The following is a 15,592-nucleotide window of genomic DNA, read 5'->3' as shown; positions in this document are numbered from 1 at the left end:
TCTCCTTAGATATCGTAACTTGTCGCCTCTTCCGCGCGCTCCTCCTCTGCTGTAGCGTCGACGTAGCCCATCATCCTCCGAAGAGCGACGTAAGCATAACGGATGATGCCGAACAGCAAGAAGACGACGAAAATATAGAACAACGCTTTGCCTCGCGTGAAGAGCAGGATAAGTCCCGCCGCCGCAAACGAAATGACCCGGATCGGATGCTTCTTGAAATCTTTTTTCGAGAATTTCGGGATCGGGTCGTACTTGATCTTGCTCACCATCAGCAAGGAGACGACGACGACCATCGGCGCAAGAATGTCAGCAGCGAGGCCTCGCAGTCCGAAAACTTCATCACGAAAACTGAGAACAAAGGCGACGATGGTGATCGCGCTCGCCGGAATCGGCAGTCCCGTGAAATAATCCTTGTCGAAGCCGACCAGCTGCACGTTGAACCGGGCCAGCCGGATACCGCCGAAAATGACCAGCAAGGAACTGATGATAAGCCCGATCCCCTCGAGCTGGTAGAGATGGAGCTTATACACTAAAAACGCCGGTGCGGCGCCAAACGTCACGACATCGGAAAGAGAATCGAACTCCACGCCGAATTCGCTCGAAGACTTGGTGATCCTTGCCATCACGCCGTCGAGCGAATCAAACACTCCGCCGAGGATAATGAACCATGCGGCGACATCAAACTGTCCCTCGCTCGAATTGACGATGGACAGAAAACCGCAGAACATATTTAAGACCGTAAAAAGACTCGGAACAACGGCCCTAGTTATTTTCATGCATACTTCCGAGCTTGTTCAACACTCATTACCGAACAACGGCAAGCACCGACTCGCCCGCCGCCGTTTTATCCCCGACCGATACTTTAATATCGGAATTTTTCGGAACAAAAACATCCACACGCGATCCGAATTTGATCATTCCGAACCGTTCCCCCGCAACGACCTCATCCCCTACCTTCAGCGTGCAAACGATCCGGCGCGCGATAAACCCCGCAATCTGCTTAAAGAAGACCTTCGAACTGCCGTTGTCGATGCCGATGTGAGTCTGTTCGTTGTCGAGGGATGCCTTATCCTCGAACGCTGCGAAATATTTTCCCTTCACATAGTCAAAGTATCCGACCCTGCCCGAGAGAGGAATTCTGTTGACATGCACGTTAAGAGGAGACATAAAAATGCTGATCTGGATCGCTTCCCCCTTCAAGTAAAGCTCTTCCGCCGTGTCTTTGACAACGACAACGGTTCCGTCAGCCGGAGAGATGATCATGTTGTTCCCGGAGGGAGTTACTCTGTCAGGATCGCGGAAAAAATTCAATGTAAGGAGAAAGGCAATCCCCGCAAGAGCACACAACGCATACTTAAGATAAGGGTTGGGGATGAAGAAGTAGGAGCCTGCGATGACAACACAACAAACGATCGTTACCGTGAAAAAGCTGTCGTACCCATATTCCGTGATCAATCGCGCACTCCGAACGTGCCTGGTCTAAAACGAGGGAAGATATTCCGAAAAATCCTCAAAATAATACCGAAAAAAAGAGGAAAAGTCAAGGCGGGGATCTGAGGGTAAACCATTTCAAGCTATAAGCATTATGGCCCTGGTCAAAATTAATCGTTAAACCAGACCGGCTAAGATGTTGCCTGTGTTCGATCGTCCGCCGTATTCCCGCGGGCATGCTCATAATTCGATCCCGTTCATATTGCATCTTTCCGCAAAAAATTGTACTTTACTTTGGTTCTATGATGAAGCGAATGAAAAGAATCAAAGAAAAATTTTCACGACTTGGCGAGGTTCATTTCACCAAGTTTTTGAAGATCAAAATTCAGATTTAGAACGCTCACAACTCCCGTCCAACCAACGGGATTTTTTATTTCTATCAGGGTTTGTGACACTAGGAAAATTTCAGCAGGCGCTTGAGGAATGGATTCCGCCGGCATCAGCATGGAAGGGAGATAATTGCGGAATTCAGGTTGGCCGGGCCACAACGGAGATACGCAACATACTTCTCTCGCTCGACGCGACGCTTGACGTTGCAAAAGAAGCGATGACGCGCAGAGCGAATCTGGTCGTCACGCATCATCCGCTGCTTTTTCGCCCGCTGCGATCTTTGACAGACGATTCCAGGGCAGGCGCAATTGCCCTTTTCATGGCGGAACGCAACATCAATCTTTACGCCGCCCACACCAATCTCGATCATGTCAACGGCGGTGTGAGTTTCGTCATGGCATCTCTGCTTGGACTCCGGAACGTTCGCATGCTCTCGCACCTCCCCGATACCCTGGTAAAGGTATCGGTCTTCGTGCCGGCGAGCCATCTTGAGAAAGTCGCAAAGGCGATGCACGGCGCCGGAGGAGGCAGGTTTACACACTACGAGGAATGCAGTTTCCGGACTGAAGGGATCGGGACGTTCAAACCGAAAGAGGGAGCAACACCGTTCATCGGCTCGAAGGGAGTCCTCGAAAAAACTCCGGAAGTGAAATTGGAAATGCCCGTGGAAACGTGGAAGCTGGGGGGCGCGCTCGCCGCAATGTTTCGAGAGCATCCTTATGAAGAGGTTGCTTATGATGTATCTCCCCTTCAGAACAGAAGCGAGCAATTCGGCCTTGGCGCGATCGGAGAGTTTACGAAACCCGTGCCGCCGGAAAAATTCTTGTCCCTGATCAAGAGATCATTCGGCACGAAGGTTCTGCGCTATACCGGAAGGACGGCAAGGCCGGTCAGACATGTTGCAGTGTGCGGAGGCGCAGGAGGTGAGCTTGTCTCCGAAGCAATCCGGCAGCGTGCGGATGCCTATATCACGGCGGATATCAAATATCATGGATTTCAGGATGCGGAGAAGGACATTTTCCTCATCGACGCGGGGCATTTTGAAACGGAACGCCACGTCCTCCCCGTGCTTGCTGAACGAATAAAAGAGATCATTACCCGCGAAAAATCGGAAGCAAAGGTTTTCATCACGAAGGAAAATACAAACCCAGTAACATACTATTAGCACAGGATCGCTGTAAAGGAGCAGGAATTGGACGAAACATTAAAACTGCTGTACAGGCTGCAGATTGTCGATAGTTCGCTCGACGACTTGGAGGAAATGAAAGGAGATCTACCGGAAGCTGTGAGAAAGCTTCAGGGGGAGGCTGATAAACTCAAAGGACAGATCAAAGAAAAGCAGGAAATCGTCACAGCCTCGGTCATGGGACGCGACAAGGCCGATGTCGAAATTCTCGAGTTGAAGGAGAAACTGGAAAAATATAAAGCGCAGCAGTACGAGGTGCGGAGCAACAAGGAGTACGATGCGTTGACGAAGGAAATAGACTTTTCAAACGAATCGATAAAAAACCTGCAGAAGCAGTTCGAGACGCTCGAAAACGCGATGGCAAGCGCCAAGACAGAGATTGAAGGCTTGACGAAGCAGCTCGAGGAGCTGACTGTCCAGCTGAACGAGAAGGAAGCAGAGCTTGCCGAAGTGTCGAAGGCAAACGAAGATGAAGAATTGAAGCTGAAACACCAGCGCGAGAAGATCGTCGTCCGGCTGGAAGCGGATACGCTCTCCCGCTACGACCGCATCAGAAAGGGACGCCACGGCCAAGCCGTCGTCCCGGTCCGGCGCAATTCGTGCGGAGGCTGCCACAATAAAATTCCCCCCCAGCGCCTGCTCGAACTTCGCACTCAAAGTAGAATGTTCACGTGCGAGCATTGCGGCAGGATCATTATTTCGGCGGAACTCGCGCAGGCGAGCGAAAAGGTGTTATGACCGTTTACGGATTCACGGACGGAGCGGCGCGGGGAAATCCTGGGCATGGAGGAATCGGCGTCGTGCTGAAAGATGAATCCGGAAATGTGCTGGCGGAAGAGAAAAAGTATCTCGGGAAGGTGACCAACAATGTTGCCGAGTACACGGCCCTGATCGAATGCCTGCTGAGGGTGAATGGGCTGTTCGGCAACGGCAATGGAACATCGTGCAGCAAACTGGTGATTCATTCCGACAGCGAATTGATGGTCCGTCAGATCAACGGCGAATACAAGGTGAAGGATAAAACCCTGAAGAAACTCTTCGACGAGGTGCAAAAGATCATCAGCAAGTCGTCGTTTGAATTTTCCATCAATCATGTGCCGAGAGAGAAGAACAAAGAAGCAGACGCATTGGCAAACGAAAGTATCGACGAGCATGCCGGCTGACGAACGGCGCCCGGTCGCAGGTTCCACAGAATTTAATTCATTCATCTATATCACGTGCTGACTCGTTCATTCAACATTCTTGCAATTGATGCTGAGCGTACGTCAGGCAATCGCTTAAATACTGCTGCACATTATTTAGGAGGAAAGTCCGAACTCCATCGCGGCGGGTCTCACAACGACTCGCCGGGACGGGCACGGTGCTGGATAACATCCAGGAAGAGCAATCTTACGGAAAGTGTCACAGAAAATATACCGCCCGCGACGGTGCGTTCGCACTGTCGGGAGCAAGGGTGAAAAGGTGCGGGCCTCTCGAGGCCTTAATGTAAGAGCGCACCGCGGCGCTAGCGATAGCGCCGGCATGACAAACCCCACCGGGAGAAAGACCAAGTAAATTCCGTTTTCCGAACGTGCAAACGTTTCCGGAAGAAGAGACGCCTACTCAACTCTGCCCCGCAGAAACGGAATGGGTAGGTCGCTTCAGTTCGTTTGTAAAAACGATACGAGATAAATGGTTGCCTCCTTCCGCCGGCCTCGTGCCGGCTGAGGAAGACAGAATTCGGCTTACCGACGGACCTCAGAAATATTGCAGGAAGAATGCAGTTGCACGCCGTATAGATGCTTTTTCAAATCAGGAATTGGACTGCCGGGACCTCCGGCAATCCGATCACTTGGAGGAGAAAGCATTGACACCGATCAAGGAATACCGTTGGACGATCTCGGAACCCCCCGATCCGTTGCTCGTTAAAAAACTGTCCGATGAACTCTCCATCGCTCCATCACTCGCAACGATCCTCGTCAACCGCGGCATCGATGATTTCGAGAAAGCCCACCGCTATTTCCGTCCTTCGGAGAGCGAATTTCACGACCCGTTTCTCATGGACGGGATGTACCTTGCTGTGGACCGGATCCTTTCCGCCCGGACAAAGAATGAAAAAATTCTCGTCTATGGCGACTATGACGTCGACGGAACGAACGGCGCCGGTATGCTCTATCTTTTTTTCAAAGAGCTCGGCTGCGACGTTGCCTACTACATCCCGGACCGGATCAAGGAAGGATACGGAATATCGAAGGCCGGCATCGACCATGCAAAGGGACGGGAGACCACCCTTCTCGTTTCGATCGACTGCGGGATCACTGCGGTAGACCAGGTGGAGTACGCCCGGTCGCTGGGCATCGACGTTATTATCTGCGACCACCACGAGCCGAACGATCAACTGCCCAAAGCGGTTGCGGTTCTCGACCCGCTGAAAGCTGACTGCAAGTATCCGTTCAAAAGCCTCTGCGGGACGGGCGTCGGGTTCAAATTGATCCAAGCGCTTGCGCGAACGGTGGGCGCCGAGGCATCGGTCGGAAAATATCTCGACTTCGTTGCCCTTGCGACGACCGCCGACATCGTGCCGCTGGTGGATGAGAACCGCATCTTCGTCAAACTGGGACTCGAGATCATCACGACGCATCCGCGGCCGGGCATCAAGGCGCTTCTCGACACAGCGGGATTAAAACCGGATGCGATGACAACCGGCCAGGTCGTTTTCGTCTTGGCTCCGCGCATCAATGCGGTCGGCAGGCTCGGCGACGCAAAACGTGCGGTCGAGTTACTCGTCACCGACGACTATAGTTCCGCAGTGGAGTTTGCCCGCGTTCTGGAGTCGGAGAACATCAACCGGCGAAAAATCGACGAAGATGTGTTCATCCATGCCCAGCAGCTTGTCGAACAATTCCTTGACGTCGAAAACGAAGGAGCGATCATCCTCCATCAAGAACAATGGCACCCCGGGGTGGTCGGCATCGTCGCATCGAGGATGGTGGAAAAATATTACCGTCCCGCAATAATGATGACGACAGTGGACGGCGTCGCAAAGGGCTCAGCGCGCAGCATCGCCGGATTCAACATCTATCAGGCGTTGAAACGCTGCGAGGACAAGCTCCTGCAGTTCGGGGGGCATAAATACGCGGCGGGATTGACGCTGGAGGTCGACCGTGTGGAGGAATTCAAGGAGGCCTTCAATGCCGTTGCCAAGGAGCTGCTGACGGAAGACCTTCTCACGCCGGTCATCACGATCGACGCGGAGATCGACCTCGGGGAATTAACTCCAAAATATACGCGCGTCCTGAAGCAATTCGCACCGTTCGGTCCGAAAAATATGAGGCCGACGTTTGTCACCAGAAACGTAGAGACATTAGGACAGGCACGAATTGTCGGCAGGAATCACTTACGCTTTAAGATTAAAAAGAACAACGTGACGCTGGATTGCATCGGTTTCAACCTCGGCTATTTGCTGGACCGCGTCAACAACGGAAACAAATACTGTGATATTGTTTTTGCGGTTGATGAAAGCGACTTTACCGGAGTTCAGCTACCACAATTGAAGATCAAAGACCTGCGAGCGGCATCCGAGGGAAACGGAACGCACTAGCATTTATGTGAACCTGGAAACGCAAGGAGACAGACTATGTCCGGTCATTCGAAATGGGCGACAATCAAAAGGAAGAAAGCGGTCACCGACTCACGGCGCGGAAAAATTTTCACGCAAATCATCAAAGAAATTACGATCGCTGCAAAATCCGGGGGAGGCGATCCGGCCGGCAACCCGCGCCTCCGTTTGGCGATCGATAAAGCCAAGTCCAGCAATATGCCCGCAGACAACATCAAGCGAGCCATCATGAAAGGAACGGGCGAACTTCCCGGGGTTTCGTACGAAGACGTAACGTATGAAGGCTACGGACCGGGAGGCGTCGCGCTCATCATCGAGTCGGTCACCGATAACAAGAACAGGACGGTCTCCGAAATCCGGCATCTGCTCGAACGAAACAACGGAAAATTAGGCGCGAGCGGCTCCGTCGCCTGGATGTTCCACAACAAAGGGACGATCCGTGCGCCGAAGGGGGGAATGTCAGAGGATGACATGCTCTCCATCGTGCTGGACGCGGGGGCGGACGATCTCCGGATCGACGGCGATTCGTTCGAAATAACGACATCTCCCGAAACGTTCGAAGCGGTAAAAAAGGCGATTGAAGACAAGCACATTGCCATCGAAGAAGCGGAGATCCATAAGGTGCCCGAAAATACCGTGAAGGTTGAAGGACCGGAGGCAGAAAAAGTTCTCAAGCTGATGGAAGCCCTCGAAGAACACGACGATACCCAGCACGTCTATGCTAATTTTGACATCGACGAGAAAATTTTGGCGACCTTTGGCAACTGACGCTGTGCACGTCCAATGATCATCATCGGAGTCGACCCGGGCACTCTCGTTACAGGCTATGGCGTCATCAGAAAAAATGGCGCCTCGCTGACAGTGCTTGATGTCGGCGTGATCCGGATACCGTCGGTCGATTCAATGCCGCTCCGCCTGCGAAGGATCTATTCCGAGCTATGCCGCGTCATCGAGAAGTTTCATCCGGATGAATTTGCGATCGAGACGGCATTCTACAGCAAGAATGCACAATCGGCGCTAAAAATCGGACAGGCGAGGGGCGTTTCAATGCTGGCCGGGGTCAACTTTGAGGTCCCCGTTTCCGAATACTCCCCTCGTGAAATAAAATTGTCCGTCGTCGGCAACGGCGCCGCGTCCAAAGAGCAGGTCCAGTTCATGATGAAAAATCTCTTCAAATTAAGAACGACGCCGAAGTTCTTCGACGCGACTGATGCGCTGGCAGTGGCCGTCTGCCATTCTCACCGGATCACGCGGCCCCGGGCAAGCTTCAAAAGCTGGAAATCGTTCGTCGAAACACACCCCGAGAGAGTGATAATGAAGAAGGAAAAGGGAAAAAGGAGAAATTAGTCCATTTCCCTTTTCATCGATGAATTCATAATTCTTAATCGTTTTTCCATGTTCAGCCATCTCAAAGGAATCCTCTCTCACAAGTCCCCGACTGAAATTGTCGTTGACGTCAACGGCGTCGGCTACGCCGTCAGCATTCCTTTGTCCACGTTCGAAAAGCTTGGAGAGGCCGGCGCCGCGGTGACGATCCTAACGCACACGCACGTACGTGAGGATGCGCTGCAGCTCTTCGGCTTTGCCACTGAACTCGAAAGGGAAATGTTCCGACTTCTGATTTCAGTCTCGGGAATCGGACCAAAAATTGCTCAGGGGATCTTGTCCGGGATCCAGCCGGGGGAATTGCAGATTCTGATTGGACAGGGAAATGTTTCAGCACTCACTGCAATTCCCGGAGTGGGAAGGAAAACTGCGGAACGGTTGATCGTTGAATTGCGAGACAAGATCGCCAAGGGGGATGCCATCCCGCACACGGCGGGTTCGCCGGATGCGGGGCATGAAATCCGCGCCGAGGCATTAATGGCGCTCATTTCTCTCGGATACAACCGCGGTTCAGCAGAGAAGGCCATACGGGCGGCACTCCAGGGATTAAACGGAAAGACGCCGACGATTCAGGAACTGCTGAAGCACGCATTGAAATCTGCCGGCAAGTGACTGAGCTCTCCCCTGCCCCTATCGACAAAGAACTCCCGCAGGTCCTTCGTCAGCCTCCCACATGAATCACGTCATCCCCAAATTTTTTACGCAGTCTATCGACGGCAGTAAACATCTGTGACCGTTTGCCGTCCGCGGGAAAAAGCGTAAGGTCTTCCTCGACTTTCCCGACAAAATTTGAGAGCTTGACCCCTAACAGCCTCAACGGCCTTCGCTTCGAATACGCTCCGTTCAGCAATTCGGTGACGGATTTGTGGACAATGGTATCGTCGTCGGTGGGTTCCATTGTCACGGCGCGTGTGAGCGTCGTAAAATCGGAATAACGGATTTTTACCGAGACCGTGCGCGCTTTCCATTGACAGGAGCGCAGTGTTGAACAGACGTCTTCCGACAACGAATGAAGAATTTTTGTAAGCTGACCGACATCCCCGATATCGTGCGCGAATGTTTCTTCCCTGCTGATGCTCTTTCTGTCCCAATCGACCGCAAGCGTATCCGGCCCTTTACCGTTGGCGATCTCAAAAAGATGAGTTCCAATTTCCCCTAACAACCGATCCATGCGGTCACGCGAAACATTCTGCAGATCAGCGACAATGTGAAACCCTTTTTCTCGCAGCAACGGAGCAGTCTTCGGGCCGATTCCCGGGATGACTTCAATCGGGAGAGGGGCAAGAAATGCTTTTTCTTCACCGTGAGGAATGTAACAAACCCCCGCCGGTTTTACCGTACCGGCCCCGATCTTTGCGATATATTTATTTGAAGCCAACGCAATGGTACACGGAAGAGAAAATTCCTTCCACACTGATTGCTGCATTGTCTTCATCACACCGGGGAGATCGTTCCTGTACAAGCCTTCGCATCCGGTAAAATCCAAATACATCTCGTCGATCGAGGCCCTCTCCACAATGGGGGTAAAATCCAGCATCCGCCGGTAGAGCTTGTCAGAATATTCGCTGTACTCTTTGTGATGTCCCCCGACGACCAGGAGTTGTGGGCATAGTTGAAGAGCGCGCCGGGTCGGCATGGCAGAACGGACGCCGAACTTTCGGGCTTCGTACGATGCGGAAGCAACCACTCCCCTCCCCTCCGCGTTCCCCCCGACCGCAACCGGTTTGCCGTTAAGGCCCGGATCCTTTATGCGTTCCACTGAAACGAAGAAACAGTCGAGGTCAAGGTGGGCAATATATCTTTTTTGATGCGCCATCGGAGGGCAAGATACGGGATTCCCGTGTGCGATTCAAGATGAGGAGGATATTTCATACCGCATGCGAAGAACTTGCAAATGGAATGGTTTACGGTTATTTTTGAGTCGGCGCATCAACAGCTCATGAGAATTCTATTCCCAAATATTTTCCCCTCCGAATTGCATCTCGTCGAAGAGGCCGATGCAGATAGACTCTTTGCGTTGATCGACCGGGACCGCGCGCATCTTCGTCAATGGCTCCCCTGGCTGGACGGCAATACTTCGGCCGAGGACACCTATGCATTCATTCGCCATGCGCAAGAGCAGTATGCAAGCAAAAAAGGTTTTCAAGCGGTCATCACCTATAAGAATGAAACCGCTGGGATCATCGGCTACCATCCGATCGATTGGCAAAACAGATGTGTGATGATCGGGTACTGGCTGGGGGAAGATTTTCAGGGGAAAGGAATCATGACGGAAGCAACCCGCATCCTCGTCAATTACGCCTTCAATGAACTATTGCTGCATCGCGTTGAGATCAGATGTGCGACGGGGAATACCAAGAGCTGCGCGATACCGGAGCGGCTTCACTTTGTCAAAGAGGGGGTCATCAAAGACGGGGAATGGCTCTACGATCATTTTGTGGATCTGGTGTTGTACAGAATGCTGGTTCACGAATGGCACAACGTCCGGTAGTTCAGTGCCTTCATGATTTCCGCAAATATTTCCAGTTGCGTACTTTCCCTTTCGACAGCCATTCGATCGACGTTGCAAGGCGTTTGGCTCTGGTCTCGCCTGTCTTCGCACCGGCAACCCATTCGACATATTCTTTTTTGTTCGTGTAGCTGAATCCCTCGAATGTTTGAAGGGCTTTTTTATTTGCCGCAAGAGCCTTTCTGAAATCCTCCGGAACCTTCAACGATTTCTTCCCGAGATCTCTTGATTTGACCGGGGCTCTCACCCCCTCGTCGTTGAGCCTCATTCCTTCCTTCACATATGCGATGATGATGTTGTCAGAAGGGAGATCCTTGAGCGAGGTCAGTTGTCCGAATTGTCCCATGGAGGTCTTCCCGACCTTTGAAAGATGCATTTTTGAATCAGCCATGACGGAGGCTTTCCAAAGTGTAAAAGCGCAGTGGCGCTTGAACGATGCCATGCTGCACAACATCCCTTTGTACATAAAATGCGGAAATCCCCATTTGATGGTCTCCTCGACGTCGGGGCAAGTGCTGTGTACGAGCTGCCGAAGATGCGCAAGAATCGGCCTGGCGAAACCTGCAGATTTTGCGATGTAAAGATCCACTCTCTTGTCTTTTTTTCCCATAGGCTCTCGTAAAGTTCGGACCCTGCGTCACGAACTCTCACTCGTGCGATCATTTTTTTGAATCGGCGGACGGAGTGGAAGTTTCTTCTATCGACAACGTGAATCCGCTTCCCATATCGTTATAGATTTTCAACCGGACCGCGTTGTTATCTTTATACCAAACCAATTTTTGATCAAACGACCCATTGGGATATTCCACCTTGGTCATCAGGACAAGGGTATCTCCGCTGAAATTGCCTCGGTACTGCGGTGTGTCGCCAAAGTTGTTGAACATCGAAAGGGTGTATTTCCCGTCGCGGCGGTCGAACCCCAAGACGCCGTGCCCTTTGTAATTTCCAAGAAGGTCATTTTTGCTTTGTTCGTCGAGAATAACGAACATCGAGTCAAGGCCCCACTTCACGCTCAACGTCCCTGTTCCATCCGCTCCGTTCGGAGCCATGGGACTCGCCGGAATATGAGTCGCGGTGGTAAACGAGCCGACGATAAACGCCAGCTTCGCCTGTTCGGGTCCAAACGCGGGCCTCTCGAACTGGGCTGCTGCCGGGAATGCTAACACAATAATCAGAGCTATGCAGGATAAAATATTTTTGTTCATTGTTCCTCCAATTGAGCCAAGTTGCTCTCTATCGTTTGAAAAATATTTACCCCAACGGAACCAGCCACCGGCACCGCCGCATCTACACGCCGAATTGTCTGAGATGGTGGTCAAGGTGGTTCCACATCAGCCGGTCCCATTCATCGGTGGTAAGCTTGCCGAAGAACGGGTGCAGATCGTTGACAATCCCGCTCGGCCCTTGTTCGGCGAACCGCCGGACGGATCGAAGGAGATTCTTCTTTTCTTCATCGAAGTCCTTCTGCTCCACGACGACGAAGTGTTTGTCGGTCGGCAAAGCTTTTCCCCACGGCTCATCCTTCGCTAACTTTCTTTTTGCAATTTTCCCGAAGAAGAACCCCGCCACCGAAAGCCTCAGTCGCATATCACCGAACGCGACCTTCAACGGCTGCTGCGCGTGCGCCAGCATTTGAGAGACATTCATCGTCCCCCATTTGGCCTGAGACACCGGCGATAAATGCTCAACGCGGTCGATAATTTCTTTGTTGTCGGCCGAATTAAAAAGGCTTTTCATACCTTGTCATCCTGCTGGACGGCGATCACCAGATCTTCACCCGCACGCTGTCCGACCGCCACATCGGATCGCCCGGTTTGATCCCGAACGTCGCGTAAAATTCCGGCATGTTCGTCAGCGGGCCGATGACGCGGAATTTCGCGGGCGAATGCTCGTTGCTGCGAACCTGGTTTGCGACCGCTTCAGGGCGTTCGTTCACCACCCATGCGAGAGCATAGCCGAGGAAGAACCGCTGGTCAGGGGTCAATCCGGCGATCATCTGATGCTCTTTGTATTGAGAAGTTTTTTTGAATGCCTCGTAGCCCATCATAATGCCGCCGAGGTCGGCGATATTTTCTCCCTGTGTCAACTCGCCGTTGATATGCAAACTATCGACGGCGACGTAATCGTCGAATTGCCTGACGATCATCCTTGTCTTTGCATAGAACTTTGCGCTGTCGTCGGATGTCCACCAGTTGTTCAGGTTGCCGAATTCATCATACTTGCTCCCCTGATCGTCGAACCCGTGCGTGATCTCATGGCCGAATGTGGAGCCACCGATCACGGAATAGAGAATCGCATCATCGGCCAGGACGTGTTCATACCCCGACACGATAATATTGCAGCCGGGTACAACGATCTCATTGTTGGATGAATTATAGTACGCGTTGTAGGTCTGCGGCTCCATGTCCCATTCTGTCCGGTCGACCGGCTTCCCGAATTTCGCGATCATGTACTCGAACTCCCATCGGTTGGCGTTCATCGCGTTGCGGACGAATGACGAGCGGTCGATCTGCAGTGTGCTCAGATCCTTCCATTTGTCCGGATATCCGACCTTCATAATGATCGCGTTGAGCTTTTTCAGCGCCTTTTCCTTCGTCGCGGCGCTCATCCAATCCAGCTGCTTGATCCGCTCTGCGTAGACCGCTTTGATGGCGTTTCCGATTTCGAGCAGCTTCTCTTTTGTCCCTTTCGGCAAATACTCCGCAGCATAGACCTGGCCGATCAGCTCGCCAAGCGAACCGTCGGTTTCTTCCACGACGCGTTTCCACCGGGGCTTCGGTTCCTCAATACCGCGCAATGTCGTCGAGTAGAAACTGAATGCTTCGAGGTATGTCCTGTCGTCGAGGTAACGCGACAGCCCCCGGACGAGATGGTACTTGAGATAGTTCCTCCAGTCGTCAAGCGAGAACGACCTGAGGTAGCCGTCGACCGCCGTCAAAAATTCCGGCTGGCCGACAATGACCGTATCGACATTCTTCAACCCCGCCGCGTTCATAAAGATCGTCCAATCAAAATTCGGAGTAGATTCTTTCAGCTGCGTATAGGATATCTTATGATAGTTCTTCAGAGGATCGCGGGTATCCTCTCTTTTGCGGGAGGCTTTGGCAATTGCCGTTTCCAGTTCCATCACGCGGACGGCGGCGCGGCTTGCTGCAGCGCTGTCGTCGCCGATGATCCTGAACACGTTGTACAGATGGGCAAGGAACTTCTGCCTGATCATCAAGGCACGCGAATCGGTGTCAAAATAAAAATTCCGGTCGGGCAGGCTTAATCCTCCCTGCCAGATAAAGACCGCATTCTTGCTGCTGATCCTGTCATCCTGGCCGACACCGAACCCGAAGGCGGGCGAGCCGGCAACGGCATGGATATACTCGACGGCTTTTGCGATTCCATCCAAACTTTTTATGCCGTCGATCATGTCAAAATCGCTTTTCAGATCTGCAAGCCCCTTTTTGTTCAGGGTCGTGCTGTCCATTCCCGTGAAAAAAAAGTCACCGATCTTTTGCCTGTTGCTCCCTTTTTCGGCATTGTTCAGCGCCGCAGAGGATTCGCAGACGTTGCGGATCTGGGCGTTGATCGTATCCTGGATCATCTGCCACAGGCCGTTGAACGGTTCACTTGGCGGAATGGGATTCTCTTTGAACCATTTTCCGTTGGCAAACAGGAAGAAGTCATCTTGCGCCCGGACAGTCGAGTCGATATGCGATGCGAGCGCATCGGACTCCTTCATTTGCGGTCCGGACTGAGCGGAAAGAACGGAAGCTCCAAGTGCGAGAAAAGCAGCAACGATAATTGGTTTCATGGTTATGCTATTTTGTAGTGAATGATCGGTGATGACTCGGACGCCTTTGAGATCTTAATTTTTCATCTGCTCATCGCTAAGAGCAAAATCAACCGCGGATCGGGCGTGGATGGCAGTGGTGTCAAAAACAGGAATGTCACAATCGCTCTGCTTAAGGAGCAGGGGAATCTCGGTACAAGCGAGGATCACTCCTTGAGCGCCTTTCTTCTTCAAGTCCTCGATGATACGGAGGTACTTCTCTTTTGTTTCCGGCTTGAAAACCCCTTTTCCCAATTCGCCGTAAATTGAAGCATTGATATCAATTCGTTCTTTGTCACCAGGGACAAGGGGGCAGATATTGTGCTCGAGCAGTTTTGTCTTGAAGAACGGAAGCTCCATCGTGTACTTTGTTCCGAGGAGCCCCACTGTAGACAACTTTTGTTTCGCTATCTCTTGAGAGGTGACTTCGGCAATGTGGATCAACGGGATGCGAATATTTTTCTGAACGCCGGCGGCGGCCATATGCGGCGTGTTGGCACACAGGAGCAGACAATCCGCTCCGGCATGCTCGAGCCTTCTTGCAATGCCGGTCAGCGTCTCGACAACGGGTCCCCATCCGTTGGGGTCAGACGGGGGCTTGAAATCTTCAAAGTTGATCGAGTAGAGGAGAATTTTTGCTGAATTGAGGCCGCCGAGCCGTTCGTTGGTCAGTTGATTGATGATTCTATAATATTCAACCGTGGAGATCCAGCTTGTTCCCCCGATAAGTCCGATGGTTTTCACGTGACATACTCTTTATTGACACTGCCGAAGTTCTATTCGGGGTTTTTGTTTTCCCACACTTTCTGGACCCGCTCTCCGTACCACGCGCCCAAGAGGGAAAGAAGAAAGATCAGAACCATGATAAGCGCAAGATACGGAACGTCCTCCGAGATCCCCGGCGCGATGTAGCGGGCAAAGAAAAGACGAAAGGCAACGTACCAGAGCGCGACCAGCATGACGCCCGCGATAGCGGGTTCCCAGATGGTGATTCCCTCAGAAAGGAAAGCGGCAATCGCGGGAAGCAAGATCGCGCCGCCGAACGACCACGCACCGATGAACATTTCCGCTTTCATGTTGATGACGCTGTTGCCGAACACGCCCGAGACATAGAGGATCGGCAGCAAATAAAACACGACTTCAATCGCAAACGTGATTCCGACCCATTTCCACTGCAATTTACTGGATGGTGCTGGAGCATCGGCCATGGTTATTCCTCCTGTGTAAGAATTGAGAACGGCAGACCAAACATCTTTGGAATGTATGATATCT

General features: G+C 52.2%; 17 protein-coding genes and 1 other RNA gene. 9 read left to right on the top strand and 9 right to left on the bottom strand.

Annotated features, from left to right (window positions below; translation table 11 throughout):
* Positions 1-5 precede the first annotated feature (5 nt).
* Both pssA and VMF88_07935 read right to left on the bottom strand, forming a co-directional pair.
* Entirely contained in the window at positions 6-776 is a 771-nt protein-coding gene (pssA, locus tag VMF88_07940) for a CDP-diacylglycerol--serine O-phosphatidyltransferase (GenBank protein HTY10988.1), read from the bottom strand.
* A gap of 28 nt (positions 777-804) precedes the next feature.
* A complete protein-coding gene (locus VMF88_07935; GenBank protein ID HTY10987.1) occupies positions 805-1,455 on the bottom strand; it encodes a phosphatidylserine decarboxylase family protein in 651 nt (216 codons plus the stop codon).
* 424 nt (positions 1,456-1,879) lie between these two features.
* Between VMF88_07935 and VMF88_07930 the strand changes: the two genes are divergently transcribed.
* The 8 genes from VMF88_07930 (at position 1,880) to ruvA (ending at position 8,603) form a co-directional block, all read left to right on the top strand.
* A complete protein-coding gene (locus VMF88_07930; protein HTY10986.1) occupies positions 1,880-2,986 on the top strand; it encodes a Nif3-like dinuclear metal center hexameric protein in 1,107 nt (368 codons plus the stop codon).
* 27 nt (positions 2,987-3,013) lie between these two features.
* Complete coding sequence (locus VMF88_07925; GenBank protein HTY10985.1) at positions 3,014-3,745, top strand: C4-type zinc ribbon domain-containing protein; 732 nt, start codon at positions 3,014-3,016, stop codon at positions 3,743-3,745.
* Entirely contained in the window at positions 3,742-4,170 is a 429-nt protein-coding gene (locus VMF88_07920) for a ribonuclease HI family protein (GenBank protein ID HTY10984.1), read from the top strand. Before VMF88_07925 ends, VMF88_07920 begins: the two co-directional genes overlap by 4 nt.
* Positions 4,171-4,263: 93 nt before the next feature.
* Positions 4,264-4,750: RNase P RNA component class A (gene rnpB / locus VMF88_07915), an RNA gene on the top strand.
* Between the two features lie 103 nt (positions 4,751-4,853).
* Complete coding sequence (gene recJ, locus VMF88_07910; protein ID HTY10983.1) at positions 4,854-6,587, top strand: single-stranded-DNA-specific exonuclease RecJ; 1,734 nt, start codon at positions 4,854-4,856, stop codon at positions 6,585-6,587.
* A 36-nt stretch (positions 6,588-6,623) separates the two neighbouring features.
* Positions 6,624-7,373: a YebC/PmpR family DNA-binding transcriptional regulator gene (locus VMF88_07905; GenBank protein HTY10982.1), complete on the top strand. Its 750-nt coding sequence runs from the start codon at positions 6,624-6,626 to the stop codon at positions 7,371-7,373.
* A 15-nt stretch (positions 7,374-7,388) separates the two neighbouring features.
* Positions 7,389-7,952 carry a crossover junction endodeoxyribonuclease RuvC gene (gene ruvC, locus VMF88_07900; GenBank protein ID HTY10981.1) on the top strand — a complete coding sequence of 188 codons (564 nt, stop codon included), beginning with the start codon at positions 7,389-7,391 and terminating at the stop codon, positions 7,950-7,952.
* A gap of 48 nt (positions 7,953-8,000) precedes the next feature.
* Entirely contained in the window at positions 8,001-8,603 is a 603-nt protein-coding gene (gene ruvA, locus VMF88_07895; GenBank protein HTY10980.1) for a Holliday junction branch migration protein RuvA, read from the top strand.
* Positions 8,604-8,652: 49 nt separating this feature from the next.
* Here ruvA and dinB read toward each other — a convergent pair whose 3' ends face one another.
* Positions 8,653-9,807: a DNA polymerase IV gene (gene dinB, locus VMF88_07890; protein HTY10979.1), complete on the bottom strand. Its 1,155-nt coding sequence runs from the start codon at positions 9,805-9,807 to the stop codon at positions 8,653-8,655.
* A gap of 123 nt (positions 9,808-9,930) precedes the next feature.
* Between dinB and VMF88_07885 the strand changes: the two genes are divergently transcribed.
* Positions 9,931-10,482: a GNAT family protein gene (locus tag VMF88_07885; GenBank protein HTY10978.1), complete on the top strand. Its 552-nt coding sequence runs from the start codon at positions 9,931-9,933 to the stop codon at positions 10,480-10,482.
* Positions 10,483-10,492: 10 nt separating this feature from the next.
* On the opposite strand, the gene VMF88_07880 is transcribed toward VMF88_07885, so the two are convergent.
* The 6 genes from VMF88_07880 to VMF88_07855 form a co-directional block, all read right to left on the bottom strand.
* The gene (locus VMF88_07880) at positions 10,493-11,110 is read right to left on the bottom strand and encodes a YdeI/OmpD-associated family protein (protein HTY10977.1); all 618 of its coding nucleotides are present in this window, start codon (positions 11,108-11,110) and stop codon (positions 10,493-10,495) included.
* A gap of 49 nt (positions 11,111-11,159) precedes the next feature.
* Positions 11,160-11,705, bottom strand: coding sequence for a DUF1579 family protein (locus tag VMF88_07875; protein ID HTY10976.1), 546 nt, complete (start codon positions 11,703-11,705; stop codon positions 11,160-11,162).
* A gap of 82 nt (positions 11,706-11,787) precedes the next feature.
* A complete protein-coding gene (locus VMF88_07870; GenBank protein HTY10975.1) occupies positions 11,788-12,237 on the bottom strand; it encodes a DUF1569 domain-containing protein in 450 nt (149 codons plus the stop codon).
* A gap of 25 nt (positions 12,238-12,262) precedes the next feature.
* Complete coding sequence (locus VMF88_07865; protein HTY10974.1) at positions 12,263-14,302, bottom strand: M13 family metallopeptidase; 2,040 nt, start codon at positions 14,300-14,302, stop codon at positions 12,263-12,265.
* Between the two features lie 54 nt (positions 14,303-14,356).
* Positions 14,357-15,064: an aspartate/glutamate racemase family protein gene (locus VMF88_07860; GenBank protein HTY10973.1), complete on the bottom strand. Its 708-nt coding sequence runs from the start codon at positions 15,062-15,064 to the stop codon at positions 14,357-14,359.
* 32 nt (positions 15,065-15,096) lie between these two features.
* Positions 15,097-15,528 carry a hypothetical protein gene (locus tag VMF88_07855; protein ID HTY10972.1) on the bottom strand — a complete coding sequence of 144 codons (432 nt, stop codon included), beginning with the start codon at positions 15,526-15,528 and terminating at the stop codon, positions 15,097-15,099.
* Positions 15,529-15,592 lie beyond the last annotated feature (64 nt).

The organism is Bacteroidota bacterium (assembly GCA_035506275.1).
In the GTDB taxonomy this organism is placed as follows: domain Bacteria; phylum Bacteroidota; class Ignavibacteria; order UBA10030; family UBA8401; genus JAGVPT01.
This window is presented reverse-complemented; position numbering and strand designations above follow the sequence as displayed.

Excerpts from the sequence above, each read along its gene's own strand:
- pssA (HTY10988.1), bottom strand. The coding sequence starts at position 776 with ATGAAAATAACTAGGGCCGTTGTTCCGAGTCTTTTTACGGTCTTAAAT.
- VMF88_07920 (HTY10984.1), top strand. The coding sequence starts at position 3,742 with ATGACCGTTTACGGATTCACGGACGGAGCGGCGCGGGGAAATCCTGGG.
- VMF88_07905 (HTY10982.1), top strand. The coding sequence starts at position 6,624 with ATGTCCGGTCATTCGAAATGGGCGACAATCAAAAGGAAGAAAGCGGTC.
- ruvC (HTY10981.1), top strand. The coding sequence starts at position 7,389 with ATGATCATCATCGGAGTCGACCCGGGCACTCTCGTTACAGGCTATGGC.
- ruvA (HTY10980.1), top strand. The coding sequence starts at position 8,001 with ATGTTCAGCCATCTCAAAGGAATCCTCTCTCACAAGTCCCCGACTGAA.
- dinB (HTY10979.1), bottom strand. The coding sequence starts at position 9,807 with ATGGCGCATCAAAAAAGATATATTGCCCACCTTGACCTCGACTGTTTC.
- VMF88_07885 (HTY10978.1), top strand. The coding sequence starts at position 9,931 with ATGAGAATTCTATTCCCAAATATTTTCCCCTCCGAATTGCATCTCGTC.
- VMF88_07880 (HTY10977.1), bottom strand. The coding sequence starts at position 11,110 with ATGGGAAAAAAAGACAAGAGAGTGGATCTTTACATCGCAAAATCTGCA.
- VMF88_07875 (HTY10976.1), bottom strand. The coding sequence starts at position 11,705 with ATGAACAAAAATATTTTATCCTGCATAGCTCTGATTATTGTGTTAGCA.
- VMF88_07870 (HTY10975.1), bottom strand. The coding sequence starts at position 12,237 with ATGAAAAGCCTTTTTAATTCGGCCGACAACAAAGAAATTATCGACCGC.
- VMF88_07865 (HTY10974.1), bottom strand. The coding sequence starts at position 14,302 with ATGAAACCAATTATCGTTGCTGCTTTTCTCGCACTTGGAGCTTCCGTT.
- VMF88_07855 (HTY10972.1), bottom strand. The coding sequence starts at position 15,528 with ATGGCCGATGCTCCAGCACCATCCAGTAAATTGCAGTGGAAATGGGTC.